The organism is Xanthomonas pisi DSM 18956 (assembly GCF_001010415.1).
Taxonomy (GTDB): Bacteria; Pseudomonadota; Gammaproteobacteria; order Xanthomonadales; family Xanthomonadaceae; genus Xanthomonas; species Xanthomonas pisi.
The window spans coordinates 31133-48097 of sequence record NZ_JPLE01000025.1; the positions used below are offsets into that span (position 1 = coordinate 31133).

At 65.9% G+C, this 16965-nt stretch carries 9 protein-coding genes and 1 pseudogene; 8 read left to right on the forward strand and 2 right to left on the reverse strand.

The window, feature by feature from the left end; translation table 11 throughout:
- The first annotated feature begins 19 nt into the window (after positions 1 to 19).
- Together Y887_RS07225 and Y887_RS07230 are read left to right on the forward strand one after the other, a co-directional pair.
- The gene (locus Y887_RS07225) at positions 20 to 394 is read left to right on the forward strand and encodes a P-II family nitrogen regulator (RefSeq protein WP_276580866.1); all 375 of its coding nucleotides are present in this window, start codon (positions 20 to 22) and stop codon (positions 392 to 394) included.
- 705 nt (positions 395 to 1099) lie between these two features.
- Positions 1100 to 3067, forward strand: a complete 1968-nt coding sequence (locus Y887_RS07230) for a glycoside hydrolase family 84 protein (RefSeq protein ID WP_046963696.1) — start codon at positions 1100 to 1102, stop codon at positions 3065 to 3067.
- 15 nt (positions 3068 to 3082) lie between these two features.
- Here the strand turns inward: Y887_RS07230 and Y887_RS07235 are convergent, their stop codons facing one another.
- Positions 3083 to 3748, reverse strand: a complete 666-nt coding sequence (locus Y887_RS07235; protein ID WP_046963697.1) for an RIO1 family regulatory kinase/ATPase domain-containing protein — start codon at positions 3746 to 3748, stop codon at positions 3083 to 3085.
- A 610-nt stretch (positions 3749 to 4358) separates the two neighbouring features.
- On the opposite strand from Y887_RS07235, the gene Y887_RS07240 reads away from it, so the two are divergent.
- Both Y887_RS07240 and Y887_RS07245 read left to right on the forward strand, forming a co-directional pair.
- On the forward strand, positions 4359 to 5186 hold the full coding sequence (locus Y887_RS07240) for a hypothetical protein (RefSeq protein ID WP_046963698.1): 828 nt from the start codon (positions 4359 to 4361) through the stop codon (positions 5184 to 5186).
- 206 nt (positions 5187 to 5392) lie between these two features.
- Positions 5393 to 6011 (forward strand): annotated as a pseudogene (locus Y887_RS07245) (PH domain-containing protein).
- 404 nt (positions 6012 to 6415) lie between these two features.
- Here Y887_RS07245 and speE read toward each other — a convergent pair.
- Complete coding sequence (gene speE / locus Y887_RS07250) at positions 6416 to 7273, reverse strand: polyamine aminopropyltransferase (RefSeq protein WP_046963699.1); 858 nt, start codon at positions 7271 to 7273, stop codon at positions 6416 to 6418.
- Positions 7274 to 7507: 234 nt separating this feature from the next.
- On the opposite strand from speE, the gene speA reads away from it, so the two are divergent.
- The 4 genes from speA to Y887_RS07270 all read left to right on the forward strand — a co-directional run.
- Complete coding sequence (gene speA / locus Y887_RS07255) at positions 7508 to 9394, forward strand: arginine decarboxylase (RefSeq protein WP_046963700.1); 1887 nt, start codon at positions 7508 to 7510, stop codon at positions 9392 to 9394.
- A gap of 847 nt (positions 9395 to 10241) precedes the next feature.
- Positions 10242 to 14228, forward strand: a complete 3987-nt coding sequence (locus Y887_RS07260; RefSeq protein ID WP_046963701.1) for a non-ribosomal peptide synthetase — start codon at positions 10242 to 10244, stop codon at positions 14226 to 14228.
- Positions 14221 to 15552 carry a glycosyltransferase gene (locus Y887_RS07265; protein ID WP_046963702.1) on the forward strand — a complete coding sequence of 444 codons (1332 nt, stop codon included), beginning with the start codon at positions 14221 to 14223 and terminating at the stop codon, positions 15550 to 15552. The genes Y887_RS07260 and Y887_RS07265 overlap by 8 nt, the downstream gene beginning before the upstream one ends.
- A gap of 261 nt (positions 15553 to 15813) precedes the next feature.
- Positions 15814 to 16965, forward strand: a 1152-nt coding sequence (locus Y887_RS07270; protein WP_248827416.1) for an acyltransferase family protein, incomplete at its 3' end; no start/stop codon positions are given.

Consider the following 16965-nt stretch of genomic DNA (forward strand, 5'->3'; position numbering starts at 1 on the left):
TGTTGCAGCCGTCCACGGTATGCTGCGCGCCCGTCATGCCCTGGGACCTGCACCGATGAAAATGATCATGGCCATCGTCAAGCCGTTCAAGCTCGACGATGTGCGCGAAGCGCTCGCCGGCTGCGGCGTGGCAGGCATTACGGTGACCGAGGTCAAGGGCTTCGGCCGGCAGAAGGGCCACACCGAGCTGTATCGCGGCGCCGAGTACGTGGTCGATTTCCTGCCCAAGGTGAAGATCGAAGTGGCGGTAACCGACGACCAAGCCGAGCGCGTGGTCGAGGCCATCGTGGCCGCCGCCGGCACCGGCAAGATCGGCGACGGTAAGGTGTTCGTCTACGACCTGGGCACCGTGGTGCGCATCCGCACCGGCGAGCTGGATAGCGACGCACTGTAAGTCCTGTCGCGCGTGGCGCCGCGTTGTGGCGCCGCCTGTGCTGCGTGCTGAAGGATGCTGACGGCAGTGCGGCGCGCATCAGGACTCCTCAATGCTGACAGCGCATGCGCCGAGTGATGGATGCGTTGGGCAATCCCGCGGTGCGGGCACCGGTGCGGCTGCAACGCGCCTGTTACTGGCATAGCGGCGGGTCATTCACGCACGCATGCGTTTCTGCGACGCTGACGCCGCACACGCCGATCGATCGATGCATGCGGCGACGCGCTGCGAGCAACACGCAACAGCGGGGTCACTTCCCCTGGCCGGCAATGGCGGGGCGCAGATGCTTCTGCCTGCGCGACGCCTTGGACGGGCCATGACGCAGGTCGGTGCCTGCGCAGTGTGAGGCCTTGGCAGATCACGTGCTGGTAGCCGCTTTCTGATCGAGCGTCGAGTACGCCCATGTGTCATTTGAAGAGGTGGCCCGGCGCTAGGGTCGCCGATACCGCAACCGTGGTCCTGGCAACGCCATCGCCCCGCTTGCCATACCATTTCAATACCGCAGCCATGGGCGGCGCGCCGGGTTCCATTCCACCCACGCGGCGCTGACGCGCCTGGCAAGCAAGCCAAAGCAGGTGCGACCCCCAAAGGTCAAAGCATGCTTGTCGCCGCGCAACGAGTTGCCTACTCTAGGCCGTAATACCATTCCAATACCGGAGTTCGGACATGAAGCGACGCAACAGGAAGTCGGGCTTGCGCCTGCTCTCGGTCTTGGTGGCGGCAGGACTGGCCGCACCTGTGCTGGCCGAGCCGGTCACCCAGCCGGCGCTGTTCCCGGCCCCGGTGTCGATCACGCTGGACGGGGAGACGATCGCTCTGGGCCGGTCGGTGGTGCTGGTCGTCGCGCCGGGCGCGGACCCGGCCTCGGTCGCGCTGGTGCGCAGCCTGCTCGGTGCGGCCGGCGTCAGCAAGATCGCCACCGCCTCGCGCCTGCCGGCCACGCTCGACCGCCCGCACATCGTCATCGGCACCGGCGAGGCGGCCGTGGTGCGCGATGCATTGACGCGCAGCAAGGCGACCCAGGACACCCATGCCGAAGGCTACACGCTCACCAGCGTCGCGCTGGGCGCTGGCCTGGTCACGCTGGCCGGCCATGACAGCGATGGCCTGTTCCATGCCGTGCAGACGCTGCGTCAGTTGCTGGAGCGGCCGGCCATTCCGGCGCTGACCATCCAAGATTACCCGGCCATGCCGATCCGCGGCACCATCGAAGGCTTTTACGGCGCGCCGTGGTCGATGGCCGATCGCAGCAAGCACATCGATTTTCTGGCGCGTACCAAGGCCAACACCTACATCTATAGCCCCAAGGACGACCCGTACGCGCGCGACCGTTGGCGCGATCCGTACCCGAAAGCGACGTTGCAGGCGCTGGGCAAGTTGGCCGCCAACGCCAAGCGCAATCATGTCGATTTCGTCTATGCGATCTCGCCGGGGCCAAGCGTGTGTTTTTCCGATCCGGCCGATGCCAAGGCGCTGCTGCGCAAGTTCGATGCGTTCCGCGCGCTGGGCGTGCGCAGCTTCTATGTGGCGCTGGACGATATCGAATACACCAAGTGGAACTGCGAACGCGACAAGACCACCTTCGGCGATTCCGGCGCGCAGGCGGCGGGCATCGCGCAGTCGCATCTGCTCAATCTGGTGCAGGCCGATCTGGTCGCCCGCCACGACGCTGCGTCGGAACTGATCATGGTGCCCACCGAGTATTACGACGCCAAGGAAAGCCCGTACAAGGAAGCGCTGCGCAAGCACCTGGACCCGAAGATCGTGGTGCAGTGGACCGGCACCGACGTGGTGCCGCCGGCCATTTCCATCCCGGATGCGCGCGCGGCGACCAAGGCGTTCGGACGCAAGACGCTGCTGTGGGACAACTACCCGGTCAACGATTTCGAAACCTCGGCCGGGCGCTTGTTGATGGCACCGTATGCGCGACGCGAGGCCGGGCTGTCGGCCGAGCTGTCCGGCATCGTGTCCAACCCGATGAACCAGGAAGTGCCCAGCCGCGTCGCGGTGATGGGACTGACCGGGTTTGCCTGGAACGACACCGGCTACGACGCGCAGCGCACCTGGCATGCAGCGGCGCGCGATCTGGCCGGCGGCGATACGCGGGTGACGGCGGCATTGCTGACCTTCTTCGACACCCAGCATCTGGCGCCCACTTTCGGCAGCCAGCCATGGCAGGAGCAGGCGCCACGCCTCAAAGCGCTGCTCGACCAGGTGCGCGAGGCGATCGCACTGGGCGATCCCGCAGCGCGCAGCCAGGCGATTGCAACGTTGGCGCGCACCGCCGACGACATCGCTGCCGCGCCGCAGATCATTCGCGATGGTGTCGCTGACAAGGGCTTTGCCGAACAATCACGCCCATGGCTGGAGGCGATGGAGCGTTGGGGACGCGCGCTGCAGAAGACCGCGGCCGGTCTGGATGCCGCCAATCGCGGTGACGCGCAGGCCTCCGTTGCGTTCGCCGATGCCGGGCGGATCGCCGCCGAAGCCGCAGCGATCCCCTCGATTCCCGGCGCCACGCGCTTCGGTGGGCCGGTCAAGATTGCCGACGGGGTGCTCGACCGCTTCGTGGCAGACGCCCCGACGCTGATCGCCTACAAGCGGCCAGCCGTGTCGGCGGCGGTGGAGCACTGACGGCGCTGCTGGCCCTCAAGGGAGTGACGGGCCGTGTTTGAGGCGGCGATAGAGCCGCTTCCAGCCGCCGCGCAGGCCACGCACCCAGCCCGGCTCGGCGCTGCGCGCGGCCTCGTCGGCGGTGGGTGCGATACCGGCCAGGCGCTGGCGCATCTTGTGGAAGTTGGCCACGTCGCTGCGTTGCAGCTGGCGTGCCAACGTGCCACGCCGCAGCCAGCGCGGGAAGCGCCAGGCCGAGGTGAAATCGATCAACACCGGCACCCCGGCACTGACCACCACATTGGTGCCGTGCAGATCGTTATGGGTGATGCCGAAGGCATGCAGGCGACGCAGCGCCTGCTGCAATTGTTGGAACACTTCCTGGCCCACCACCGCACTGGCGCTGAGCGTGTCGCCGGGGATGAACTCCATGCCAAGCGCCAGGCCACCCAAGGTGCCGAGCAGGGCCGGGGCATGCCGCCAGCCGTGCAAGCGGCGCAGCATGCGCGCCTCGTGGCGGACCATCAGCCGTGCGATCGGTGCCAGCAGCGTGCGGCGATACCGGCCGTAGTCCTTGACCACGGCCAGCTGCCCGTCCAGATGGGTGCGGTAGACGTCGGGCTCCAGCAGCCGTGTGCCCTGTTTGAGCAGAACGGGAGTGACGACCTGCAGGCTGGACACATCCAGCGGTTGGTAATGCATGACAGTTCTCCAGACCCTGGCGGCGCGGAGGTGTCACGCGGGACGCAGGTCCATGGGGATCACGATGGATCGGGATCGCGCAATTTTAGAACTTGCGAGTACTGAAATTACATTTGTTTAACAAATGAAATGTTCCGGACATGGAACAGCCTTGCAATTCAGGCGGTTGAAGCGCTCGGGTCTTGCAAAATCACCGGGTCAGACGGCATGCGGGAGCGCTCGGCTGGTGCACTGGGCGGCCACACGCCGCACCACGGCCACGGTGCGATCTCGCTCGATCGCAATGCGAGCTGGCGATCGGCTCGCGGCGGATCGGTGGGGCGCGGAACATCTCGTAGCCCGCCCCCGGCAGAGTGCGGTTGAACATGCGTCGCGCCGCTTCTTGACAGGCAATGAGACTCCAGACACTGTGCGCGCTGCGGTCAGGGGGCTGCATCACGCGCGTGTCGCGCACATCCACGCCGGTGTGCCACGGCCGGTGCCTTGGGCATTGCGGTGATGCGGGGACGCCCCCGGAGAGATGACGGCAACTGCGCCACTTCCAGACGCCGTCGGGTTCGCCCGCGCGCGCACGGATGCGGGAACGATGGGACCACTCATGGGGAATACGATGAAAAGGACTGCAACACTGCTGTTGGCCTGCACGGCGCTTGGCGTCACGGCACAGGCTTCGGCGCAATCGCTGTCGCGCGGCTGGGATAGCTACCGGCAGCAGCAAAAGCAGCCGCAGGCCGGTGCGCAGGGGGCCCCTGCGCCGGCAGCGCCGCCGTCGCGTCCGTCGCAAGCCGGCAGCGGCGGCGCGCCGACCGCCGTCGGTGGAAGCGGCAGCGCAGGTGTGGTCGACCAGGCCGGCGGATTTGCCACCGTCACGGCGCAGACGCCTGCGGTAGATGCGCCGCCTGCGCCGGCGTACGCAGCAGCGCCAGTACCAGCAACGGACACTGCGCGGACTGAGCAATCGCGTATCGACAGCGGCGCGTTTATCAGCGTGCAGCGTGGTAGGGGCGAGGTGTTCAGTGGCTACAAGCAGGACATGCTTGGCCTCAGTGCCGGCTACCGCTGGCGTGCCGGCTCGGTGACGTTGATCGGGCTCGAGGGATCGGTTGGGCGCCTGGACCGCGGAGACTCGACCGACGATGTCTTTATTCCAGCAGTGAAGTTTGGCGGCATCGGCGGTACGGCCCGCTTCAATTTTGGTGACACTCCACTGTTTGCTGTGGTGCGGATTGGCTCATGGTATGCGGAGGTCGCAGAAATGAGTGATGAAATCTACGGTGGCTACGCGAGCCTTGGCCTGGGCGTCGATATCGGCAAGCACGCGAGTGTGAGCGCGATGTACACCAACTACATTTACGCCAACGATTACTATGACTATGCCGAAGACACCACCATCAATCGTGCCGATGTACTGAACGCGGCACTCGAAGTCCGCTTCTAATGTAAGCGAACGATCCAGGAAGGGCGGGCGGCAGCGTCCGCCCTTCTGCGTCAGATGTAGTTCAACAGCGTCCTGGCAGACGGTAATTCTGTTTGAGGCCGCACCTTGAAGCCGCGCCGCATACGGTCATTGGCGTTGCACGGGCATCCATGCGAGTTGTTGTAGTGTCGCGGTCAACGCATTGACTCAGCCGTTGGCGAGGGCAGATGGACGCATTGGCGCAGTTTTTGACGGACGAGCAGGACCCGACGGCAGTGCGCAAGATCCTGCCCAAGGTCAGCGGGTTGCTGACTCGCGACGAGCAGGTCGAATACATCGCCGTGCAGAAGAAGATGGTGATGAACCTGTCACTTGTCACCTGACGCGGTGGTGCTGACCAACCGCAGGTTCATCGTGGTCTACCCGAAACTGTTCGGCATGACGTTTCGCGATTTCCCCTGGCGCGAGGTGCTCGATGTGCACATGAGCGAACAGATGCTCGGGGCCACCATCATGTGCCGCACCACGCAGGGCGCGTACGCATCCATCGATAGCCTGCCAAAAAAGCAGGCGCGGCGCGTGTATGCCTATGCGCAGCAGGTGGAAGAATCCGCCTACGAAAAACGCCAGCAGCTGGAATTCGACAAGTTGCGCGCGTCGGCCGGTGGCGTGGTGGTGCACGCTCCTGCAGCGCAGGGTGCGGTGCCTTCGGCTCCGCCGGTCGCGGTGGCCGTCACCGATGATCCGATGCAGATGCTGAGCAAGCTCAAGCAGCTATTGGATGCGGGCTTGGTCACGCAGGAAGAATTCGACGCCAAAAAAGCCGAGGTGTTGGCGCGACTGTAAGGCTGCTGACAGATGCAGCAGGTAGCCGTCAGCTGGCGGGGAGTGCGCGGCCCAAGAATGCCTGACAAGACGTAGCGAGTAGTCTAAGCCGTGCGGACGGCGCGCCCAGAACCGGAGCGTACGGCGTCGTGCATGCCCGTTCCGCGCACCGGCCGTGCCAAGCGGTGCATGCAGGGGATCGGGAAGTCGCTTCAAGCGGTGGTCTGCGGTGCTTTGCGCTTGCCGCAGCATGCGCGCAGACCGCTACGCCGGTCGTGGGGTGCCAGGCTACGGCAGTTAAGACCGGCACGTGGTCGTCGGGAGGGCGCAGTCGCTGCGCGGGGCCGCCTGCCGCATGGACATGGCGGCTGCTCCGCGCCTGTCATGTCCATCTGGCGACCGTTCACCTGGTGCCGCTGGCAGTCTTACTCGCCCAGCGCCTTGGCCACGAACGGCGGCGCGACCAGCACGCCGGTGTGCAGGTGGGCGGTGTAGTACAGCGTGTCAAAGCCCTTGGCCTGCGCAGCGTCCTGGCGGAAGGCGAAGTCGGCGTTGGCCTGCTTGCTGGCCATGGTCACGCTCCACCAGCCGGTGGGGTAGCACGGCTGCGGGAACGGCAGGGTCTTGAACGACTGGAAGCCGGCCTTGCCCATTTCGGTGCGCATTTCGTTGATCAGCGCCAGCAGCGCCAGCGGCGATTCGGACTGCTGCACCAGGATGCCGTCGTCCTTCAGCGCCTTGAAGCAGCTCTCGTAGAAGGCCTTGTTGAACAGGCCTTCGGCCGGGCCCACCGGGTCGGTGGAATCGACGATCACGATATCCACGCTGCCGGCCGGGCAATTGGCCATGTAGGCCACGCCGTCGTCGAACAGCAGCTCGGCGCGCGCGTCGTGGTTGGAATCGCACAGCTCGGGGAAATACTTCTCCGACATGCGGGTGACCTGCTCGTCGATATCGCACTGGGTGGCGCTTTCCACGCCCGGGTGCTTGAGCACCTCGCGCAGGGTGCCGCAGTCGCCGCCGCCGATGATCACCACGCGCTTGGGCGCGGCGTGGGTGAACAGCGCCGGATGGCTGATCATCTCGTGATAGAAGAAATTGTCGCGGGTGGTGAGCATCACCGCGCCATCGATGAGCATCAGCTTGCCCCAGTCGGTGGTCTGGTAGATCTCGATCTTCTGGAACGGGGACTGCACCTCGTCCAGCTTGCCGCTGATGCGAAAGCCGATCGCCGAGCCGGTGGGCTGGAAGTGTTCGATGTACCAGTTGTCGTTGGCGCTCATGCAAAGTCCTAAAAGAAGGGGGCTGTTCCTTCTCCCACCGGGAGAAGGTGGCGCGTCGCGCCGGATGAGGGTCGGGCGCAGCCTCATGCACCAAGCTGCTGACGACCATGCCGAACCCTCGCCAACCCCACTCCCAACCAGGAGAGGGGCATCAAGTCGGCGCGGATTGTAACGGACCCTGCGCGTGCCAGGCGTTACACTTCACGCCCTTTTTGCCCCAGCCGAGACAACGAAATGAGCGATTGGTCCCTCGACCAAGCCCGCAAGACCTACTCGATCCCGCATTGGGCCGATGGGTATTTCGATGTGAACGCCGCCGGCCACGTGGTGGTCACCCCCACCGTCGACGGCCCGTCGGTGTCGCTGCCCGAGGTCGTGGACGCCGCACGCGCGGCCGGCGCCAAGCTGCCGCTGCTGGTGCGCTTCCCGGACATCCTCGGCCAGCGCCTGGGCAAGCTGCAGGCGGCCTTTGCGCAGGCGCAATCGGAGTGGGACTACGCCGGCGGCTACACCGCGGTGTACCCGATCAAGGTCAACCAGCACCGCGGCGTGGCCGGCACCCTGGCCAGCCACCACGGCGACGGCTTCGGGCTGGAAGCGGGCAGCAAGCCGGAGCTGATGGCGGTGCTGGCGCTGTCGCGTCCGGGCGGGCTAATCGTCTGCAACGGTTACAAGGACCGCGAATACATCCGCCTGGCGCTGATCGGCCGCAAGCTCGGCCTGCAGACCTTCATCGTCATCGAAAAGCCTTCCGAGCTGAAGCTGGTGCTGGAAGAGGCGCGCGCGCTGGACGTCAAGCCCGGGCTGGGCGTGCGCATGCGGCTGGCCTCGCTGGGCGCGGGCAAGTGGCAGAACAGCGGTGGCGACAAGGCCAAGTTCGGGCTGTCGCCGCGCCAGGTGCTGGACCTGTGGAAGACGCTGCGCGACACCGAGTACGCCGACAGCCTGAAACTGCTGCATTTCCACATGGGCTCGCAGATCTCCAACGTCCGCGATATCGCCAACGGCATGCGCGAGGCCACGCGCTATTTCGTGGAACTGTCGCGGCTTGGCGCCAGGATCAGCCACGTGGATGTCGGCGGCGGTCTGGGCATCGATTATGAAGGCACCCGTTCGCGCAGCTATTGCTCGATCAACTACGGCCTGCATTCCTACGCCAGCAACATCGTGCAGCCCCTGGCCAGCGCCTGCGAAGAACACGGCCTGACCCCGCCGCGCATCGTCACCGAATGCGGCCGCGCGATGACCGCGCACCACGCGGTGCTGATCGCCAACGTGTCCGAAGTGGAGCAGGCGCCGGAAGGCCGCGTGCCGGATGCGCACGACGACGAGCCGGCGGCGATCCGCCACCTGCGCGAGATCCACGACGAGCTCGACGTGCGCCCGGCAGTGGAACTGTTCCAGGAAGCGCAGCACTTCCATGCCGAAGGCCTGAGCGCCTATGCACTGGGCCAGATCGACCTGACCCACCGCGCACGCATCGACGATTTGTTCTATGCCATCGCCCACGGGGTGCGCGCGCGCCTGAGCTTCGACGAGAAGAGCCACCGCCCGGTGCTGGACGAGCTCAACGAGCGACTGGTGGACAAGTACTTCGTCAACTTCAGCGTGTTCGAGTCGATCCCGGACGTGTGGGCGATCGATCAGGTGTTCCCGATCGTGCCGATCGAACGCCTGAACGAAGCCCCGCAGCGGCGCGGCATCATCGCCGACATGACCTGCGACTCGGACGGCATGGTCAAGACCTACGTCGAGAACGAAAGCCTGGACAGCTCGATGCCGCTGCACACGCTGAATCCGGGCGAGAGTTATCGCATCGGCTTCTTCCTGGTCGGTGCCTACCAGGAAATCCTGGGCGATATCCATAACCTATTCGGCGATACCGATGCGGTGGAAGTGGCGGTGGACGGCGCCGGATATCGCATCGTGCAGCAGCGTCGCGGCGACACCACCGATGTGATGCTGGACTATGTGGGCTATCAGCTGGACACGCTGCGCGCGACCTATGCCGAGCGCATCGCCGCAGCGCAACTGCCGCCCGAGCGCGCGCAGGAACTGCACGACGCGCTGGAGGCCGGCCTGACCGGCTATACCTATCTGTCCGACGAACCGCTCGGCTGATCCTCGGCGCGCTGCGGCCCTTGCCGCAGCGCGCCGCACTGCCGTCGCGCCATCTCCACCGTGGCGCACGCTTGCGGCCACGGCGAATCAATACCGCCCGCCTCTGCCTTCGAACGTCTGCGCCTGATAGTGGCAGGCCCACGCCTCGCTGCCTGCGATGGCGTCCCGGCAGGCCACGCCCTGCCGTGGTCGACACGCGCCATCGGCGCCACTGCCCGCTTTTACAAGCTGCGCGAGACGTCAACCGATTGACGGCGTTCGCCTGGCCGCCCGCCACGTTGCGATTGCGCCGGCGATCACCGTCGATTGCATCAAGTGATTCCTTGTAGAGCCATTTGTACCAATGATGTTGTTCGAAATGGTCTTATCGATGGCCTGCGCTGGCGTGCCGCGATAGTGCGAAAGCGCCTTGAAAACAGCTGTTTCGTGGTTGCATGCGATCTGGCTGCACCACATCGTGTGTCAGTTGCACGCACGACGCGACCCAAGCGCATGCGCGCATGCAGAACATCTGTAGAAATCACATTTTGGAACAAAATAATTATGGAAGACCCGCATTTCGTGATTTTTGCACGGTTCATTAAGTTCGCGAGTTGTTAGTGTTTGCTTAACTTGTCGGGATACAAGTTGCTTCGCCCATGACATCCGCACATCGGGGTTTCGATCGTGCATGTCGCCTCGTTGTGCGTTTCCATTGTGCGGTTCCATCACGTATTGCCGGCGTTCGCCGGTAGTCGCTGGTGCTCTCTATCTTGCGTTTCATTACCGGGTGCTGATCCGACGTTTCTTTGACTGCGCTGCGGTCGAGGCGCCGGGCGACTGCGCGCCACACAGAAGGATGCATGCAATGCACGCTGATGCCGCCCCACTGTTTCCACTGACCAGGGCACAACGTGGCCTGTGGGTGGCCAACAAGTTGCATACCGACAACACCTTGATGTTGTCCGAAGCGTTGGAGATGTTCGGCCCACTGGATCCTGCGCTACTGATCCGCGCCACGCTGCAGCTGGCGCGCGAGTTCGACACGCTGCGCCTGTGCATCCACGAGCACGAGGGCGTGCCGCACCAGGTCGTCCTGCCCGAGTACACCGCGCCAGTACCGTTCTTCGATGTCAGCGACGACCCGGCGCCGCGCAATGCCGCCGAGCACTGGGTGGCCGAGGAAGTCCGCAAGCCGGAGGACCTGTGCAACGGGCCGTTGTGGCATTGCGCGGTATTCCGCCTCGGCGAGGATCACCACATGTGGGTGCAGTGCGTCAGCCATCTGGTGATGGATGGCTATTGCGCCTCGATCATGATGCAGCGGATGGCGGTGCTCTATAACGCCTACGCGGCGAACGTGGAGCCCGAGCCTGCCGAGTACGGCAGCGCGTTGTCGCTGATCGAGATGGAGCAGCAGTACCGCGCCTCCGAACGCTTCCAGCGCGATCGCGACTACTGGATGCAGCAGCTGGCCGATCTGCCGCCACCGGCAACCCTGGCGCGCCCGGGCAATCATCTGTCCACCGGTCTGTTGCGCGGCACCGGGCAGTTTTCGCCGCAGCAGGTGGTGCGCCTGCGCGCGATGGGCAAGGACTACGGCGCCAGCCTGCCGCAGATGCTGATCTCGCTGATCGCCGCCTATTACTACCGCTGCACCGGTGCCGAAGATCTGGTGCTGGCGATGCCGGTGACCGGCCGCATCAATGCGCGCTACCGCCAGACTGCCGGGCTGGTGGCCAATGTGATTTCGCTGCGCCTGAAGATGGACCCGCAGCAGCCGATCCATGCGTTGTTCGGGCAGGTCGCGTCGGTGGTCAGGCATGCCTTGCGGCATCAGCAATATCGCTTCGAGGACGTACGTCGCGACATCGGCATGTTCGGCATCGACCAGAAGTTCGCCCGCCTGGCGGTCAATATCGAAGCCTTCGATTACGCCCTGCGCTTTGGCGAGGCGTATGCGATACCGCACAACCTATGCAACGGCCCGGCCGACGATCTGACCATCTTCTGCTACGAGCGCGGCGACGGCGCGGCCCTGCGCTTCGATCTGGATGCCAATCCGGCGTTGTACGACAGCGACGAGCTGGCCGAACACTGCCGTCGCCTGGCCCATCTGGCCGATGCCGTGCTGGCGAACCCGGAATGCGCGCTGGGTGAAGTGGATGTGCTGGGCGAGGAAGAGCGCCACCGGTTGCTGCACACCTGGAATCACACCGCCGCAGCGCTGCCGGAACAGGCCACGTTGTTGCACGGCATGTTGCAGCGTGCCGAGACGATGCCTGCGGCCGTTGTCGTGCAATACGAAAACCGCACGCTGGATTACGCCACGCTGTGCGAGCTCGCTTCGCGGATCGCTGCGCAATGGGTGGCCGACGGGGTGCGCCCTGGCGATGTGGTCGCTGTCGCGTTGCCGCGCAGCGAGCATCTGTTGGTGGCCTTGCTGGCCATCATGTGGAGCGGCGCGGCCTACCTGCCGCTGGATCCGGAAAGCCCGGCGGCGCGCAATCGGCAGATGCTCAACGATTCCGGCGCCATTGCGCTGGTCTGCGAGCCGGCATTGTGCGAGCGCTATCTGCTCGGCGGCATGGTCTGGCTGGACCCGCGCCCGGCGCACCTGCCAGCCGCGATCGCCCCAAGGGCGACTCCGGATGGGACGGCGTATGTGCTGTACACCTCCGGCTCCACCGGCACGCCCAAAGGCGTGGAGATCAGCCATCGCAACCTGTTCAATTTCCTGCATGCGATGGAACACGAGCTGGCCTTGCGCCCGCGCGACCGCGTGCTGGCCGTCACCACCATCACCTTCGACATCGCCGGGCTGGAGCTGTATCTGCCGTTGCTGGTGGGTGCGCGCGTGGTCATCGCGCCGGCTGGCATCAGTCATGACCCGCGCAGTCTCTCGCGCCTGATCGTCCACGAGCAGATCAGCCTGGTGCAGGCCACGCCGTCGCTGTGGCGCATTCTGCTGGCCAATCAGGATCTGGCACTGGATCGCATCCATGCGCTGGTCGGCGGCGAGGCCTTGGTCCCCGAGTTGGCGACGCACTTGTTGAGCCGGGTCGGGCGCCTGACCCAGTTGTACGGGCCGACCGAAACCACCATCTGGTCGACCATCATGCCGCTGCAATTGACCGATGCGGCGGCACCGCCGATCGGCAGACCGCTGCTCAACACACGTGTCTATGTGCTGGATGCGCAGCGGCAGCCGTTGCCGACCGGTGCGATCGGCGAGCTGTATATCGGCGGCGCCGGTGTCGCGAAGGGCTATCGCGGCAAGCGCCAGCTCACCAGCGAGCGTTTCCTGCGCGACCCGTTCGCCGACGACGGCAGCACCATGTACCGCACCGGCGACCGCGTGCGTCAGCGCCGCGATGGTCTGCTGGAGTTCATCGGCCGCGCCGATGCGCAATTGAAGATCCGCGGCCACCGCGTGGAGCCGGCGGAGATCGAAAATGCATTGCTGCTGCATGCGCAGGTTGCGCAGGTGGCGGTGGTTGCGCACAGCGATGGCGACAACGCCGTGCAGCTGCTCGCCTACGTGGTGGGCAAGCATGGCAACACGCCGTCGAGCGAGTTGCTGCGCGCCCATCTGCAACAGCGCTTGCCGGCTTCGATGATTCCAAGCGTGTGGATGCCACTGCCGGCGTTGCCGCTGACGGCCAATGGCAAGCTGGATCGCCGCGCCTTGCCTGCGCCGGGCGCGTTGCCCAAGCGAGCGCATGTGGCGCCGCGCGATGCACTCGAACATCAACTGGCGGCCCTGCTGCAGGAGGTGCTGGGCATCGAGGTGGTGGGGGTGGACGACAATTTCTTCGAGCTCGGTGGCGACTCGCTGCGCGCGGCAGAAATGGCGGCACGTTTCCCGCAGTTGTTCGGCGTGGAGCTGCCCCTGGGCGCGCTGTTCCATGCGCCGACGATTGCCGGCCTGTCCGAGGTGATCAAACGCAGCGCGCAGACACCGAACGACCCGCTGAGTGTGCTGTTGCCGATGCGCGCAGGCAGCGCGGGCGCCACGCCGTTGTTCTGCATCCATCCGGTCATCGGCCTGGGCTGGTCGTATCTCACCCTGCTCGGCCAGCTCGATCCGCAGTGGCCGGTGTACGCATTGCAGTCGCCGGCATTGAGCGACCCGCAGCATCGTCCGGACAGCATCGAGGCGATCGCCCGCGATTATCTGGCGCGTCTGCGCAGCGTGCAGCCGCATGGACCGTATCGCTTGATGGGCTGGTCGTTGGGTGGTCTGATCGCGCACGCCATGGCCGCCGAATTGCATGATCTGGGCGAACAGGTCGAGTTGCTGGCGATGCTCGACAGCTACCCGCATCTGGAACAGGCCGCCGCACTGCCCGAAGCGGAAAACGTACGTGCATCGGTGCATGCGCTGGGGCTGACGCTGGCGCACGACCAACCGATGCCGACCACGGTGGCCCAGCTGGCCAGCCTGTTGTGCGATCACTACGGCTTGACCACCTTGCCGGCGGTGCAGCAGTTGCTGAAGCAACGCCCCACGCTGCTGGACGACCTGGGCGCAGTGACCCAGCATCACCTGCACCTGGCGCGGCGTCACCGGCCGCGCGCATTGAACCAGGATGTGCTGTTCGTCGAAGCCAGCGTGCGCATGAGCTCCGGTGGTGACGAGGCGCAATGGGTGGATTACCGGCCGCAGGCATGGCGTCCGTATGTGCGCACGCTGCATCTGCACGCACTGGACAGCGATCACCACTCGATGCTGTCGGCCGCCCACTCGGCAACGCTGTGCGCGCTGCTGCACGAGGCCACTGCACAGGTGCCGCAGCGCGACGCCAGCATCGCCAGTGCCAGTGCCAACGACGGGGTAGCCGAATATGCCTGAGTCTCTCGCTTCGGCTGCAGCCAACCGCCCGGTGGTCATCGCCACCCTGGGCACGCATGGCGATGTGCGCCCGATCATCGCGCTGGGCCGCGGGCTGCAGCAGCGCGGTTACCCGGTGCGGGTACTGACCAGCACCAACTTCGAGGCATTGATTCGCGCCAACGGGCTGGAGTTTTTCCCGCTCAGCGGCGACCACCAGAAGTTGCTGCAGGGCAACCCGGACGTCGCAGAAATGCGCGGCGGCTGGCGCGGTATCTGGGGCACCTTGCGCGCACAACTGCTGAGCTGGGCGCGCGAATGGGCAGAGCAGGGCCGGGCGGCGTGCGCCGATGCCGGCTTGATCCTGGGCGTGGGAAGCGCAAGTTTTCTGGCCCATAGCCTGGGTCAGGCCTATGGGGTGCCGGTGTGCTTTGCACAGTTGCAACCGCTCACGGCTTCGCGCCATCTGCCGTTGATGGTGATGCCCAACGTGCGTCTGCCCGGGCCGGTGAGCGTGGCCTTGCACCACGCGGTGCGGTTTGCCGGCTGGCAGCTGATGCGCCCTGCGCTCAACGATATCGTGCGGCCGGCGCTGGGCTTGCCGGCGTATCCATGGCATGGCCCGGACCGCAGCGCGTTGCGTGTGATCTATGGCTACAGCGCGCAGCTGTGCCCACGTCCGCCGGACTGGCCGCAAAGCGCGCAGGTCTGCGGATTCTGGCAACTGCCGCAGCCGCAATGGCAACCACCTGCCGCATTGCAGGCGTTTTTGCAGGCCGGGCCGCCGCCGCTGTATATCGGCTTCGGCAGCATGACCAGCCGCGATGCGGTGCAGCTCACCGCCATGGTCAAGGCCGCCGTGCGCTTGACCGGGCAACGCGCATTGCTGGCCAGTGGCTGGGGCGGGCTGGAAACCGCCGATACCGCCGCCCCGGATGATGCCGAGCGCTTTTTCCATCTGGAACAGGCGCCGCACGATTGGCTGTTTCCACGGGTGACTGCGGCCGTGCATCACGGCGGCGCCGGCACCACCGGCGCTGCGCTGACGGCGGGGATTCCGTCGGTGGTGTTGCCGTTCGGCTACGACCAACCGTTCTGGGCGCATTGCCTGGCCCAACGCGGCGTCGCCCCGCCGGCGCTCGCACGGGTCGGGCTGCAGCCGGAAACCCTGGCCGATACCATCGTCCAGGCCAGCGCGCCGAGCATGCGCGCAGCGGCACGCGCGCTGGGGCAACGCATCCGCGAGGAGGACGGCGTGCGCAGCGCAGTCGATCAACTGGAAGCGTGGGGGCTGTTGCATCCAGTGGCGCGGATGACACGCGTCGCGCAGGCGGCGGTGGCCTGAGGCCGAGAGTGTTGTGTCGGCTCCAGGGCGCGCGGCGTGCCCGCCGACGGGGCAGTGCCATGCATGCGCCAGCGGGATAAGCGCGGCTGACACACCACCGCGCTCGCCGTCAGGGCGCACCGCCGGTGCTCGTTGCGGCATGCGTCACTGGCACGCGCTGGCTGTGAGCGTGCGTTGCATATCTCCTGGCGAGTGCGCGTGTTCTGCGCACGGGCGTGGGGCACACGGCACAATCGGTCTTCCTCATTGCCGATCGCCCCTATGCGCTACCCCGCTCTGGACCTGCTGCGTGGCATCGCCATCGTCTGGGTGATGCTGTTCCATTCCTTCGTGGTCGGCGGTCTGGGGCCGGACTGGGCGTGGTTGTCGCGCTACGGCTGGATGGGCGTGGACCTGTTCTTCGTCCTGAGCGGTTTTTTGATCGGCACGCAGGTGCTGAGGCCGCTGGCGCGCGGGCAACGCCTGGACTTCAAGGAGTTCTATCTGCGCCGCGCGTTCCGCATCCTGCCGGCGTTCTTGCTGGTGCTGGTGATCTACATGGCGTGGCCGGATTTTCGCGAGTCGCCCGGGTTGGCGCCGTGGTGGATGTTCGTCACCTTCACCCTGAACCTGTTCGTCGACTATGGCCGTGATGCCGCGTTCTCGCACGCCTGGTCGCTGTGCGTGGAAGAACATTTCTATCTGGTGTTTCCGTTGCTGGCGACGCTGCTGCTGCGTCGACCCTCTGCGGCGCGGTTTGTGATGCTGTGCGTGGCGGTGGTGATCGCGGGCATCGCGCTGCGCGCCGGCTTCTGGTTGCACAACACTGCCCTGGACAGCGCTGGCGTAGGTCTGCAGCGCAACTGGTTTATCGAAGACATCTACTACCCGACCTGGAACCGTCTGGACGGCCTGCTGGCCGGTGTCGTGCTGGCGGTGCTGAACGTGTTTCGCCCCACGCTGTGGCAACGGCTGCAGCAGCACGGCAACGCCATCCTGTGTGCCGGCGTGGCGATTCTGGCGCTGGCACTGTGGCTGTTCCGCGAGCGCACCGGCCTGATCGGCAATGCGGTGGGCTGGCCGGTGCTGTCGCTGGGACTGGCCTTGCTGGTGCTCGCCGGCACCGCCAGTAGCGGTGTGCTTGGCGGTTTGCGCGTGCCGGGCGCGGCTTGGCTGGCGGCCATCTCCTACAGCCTGTATCTGACTCACAAGGCCGTGTTCCATCTCACCCAGGGCTGGTTCGGCCCGGCGCTGGAGGGGCGGGGCGTGCTGGCATTTGCGGTGTATGGCGTGGTTGCGCTGCTGGCGGGCGCGTTGCTGCATTACAGCGGTGGGCGCCCTTTCCTGCGGCTGCGTGGGGTGTTGCTGCGCAGGCGTGCGCGATCGGGCGGGGGGGGCCGGGCGGCGGAGCCCAGCCTGCGGGAGCGTCGGAAA

Coding starts and splice junctions, on each gene's coding strand:
- Y887_RS07225 (WP_276580866.1), top strand. CDS start 20: ATGCTGCGCGCCCGTCATGCCCTGGGACCTGCACCGATGAAAATGATC.
- Y887_RS07230 (WP_046963696.1), top strand. CDS start 1,100: ATGAAGCGACGCAACAGGAAGTCGGGCTTGCGCCTGCTCTCGGTCTTG.
- Y887_RS07235 (WP_046963697.1), bottom strand. CDS start 3,748: ATGCATTACCAACCGCTGGATGTGTCCAGCCTGCAGGTCGTCACTCCC.
- Y887_RS07240 (WP_046963698.1), top strand. CDS start 4,359: ATGAAAAGGACTGCAACACTGCTGTTGGCCTGCACGGCGCTTGGCGTC.
- speE (WP_046963699.1), bottom strand. CDS start 7,273: ATGAGCGCCAACGACAACTGGTACATCGAACACTTCCAGCCCACCGGC.
- speA (WP_046963700.1), top strand. CDS start 7,508: ATGAGCGATTGGTCCCTCGACCAAGCCCGCAAGACCTACTCGATCCCG.
- Y887_RS07260 (WP_046963701.1), top strand. CDS start 10,242: ATGCACGCTGATGCCGCCCCACTGTTTCCACTGACCAGGGCACAACGT.
- Y887_RS07265 (WP_046963702.1), top strand. CDS start 14,221: ATGCCTGAGTCTCTCGCTTCGGCTGCAGCCAACCGCCCGGTGGTCATC.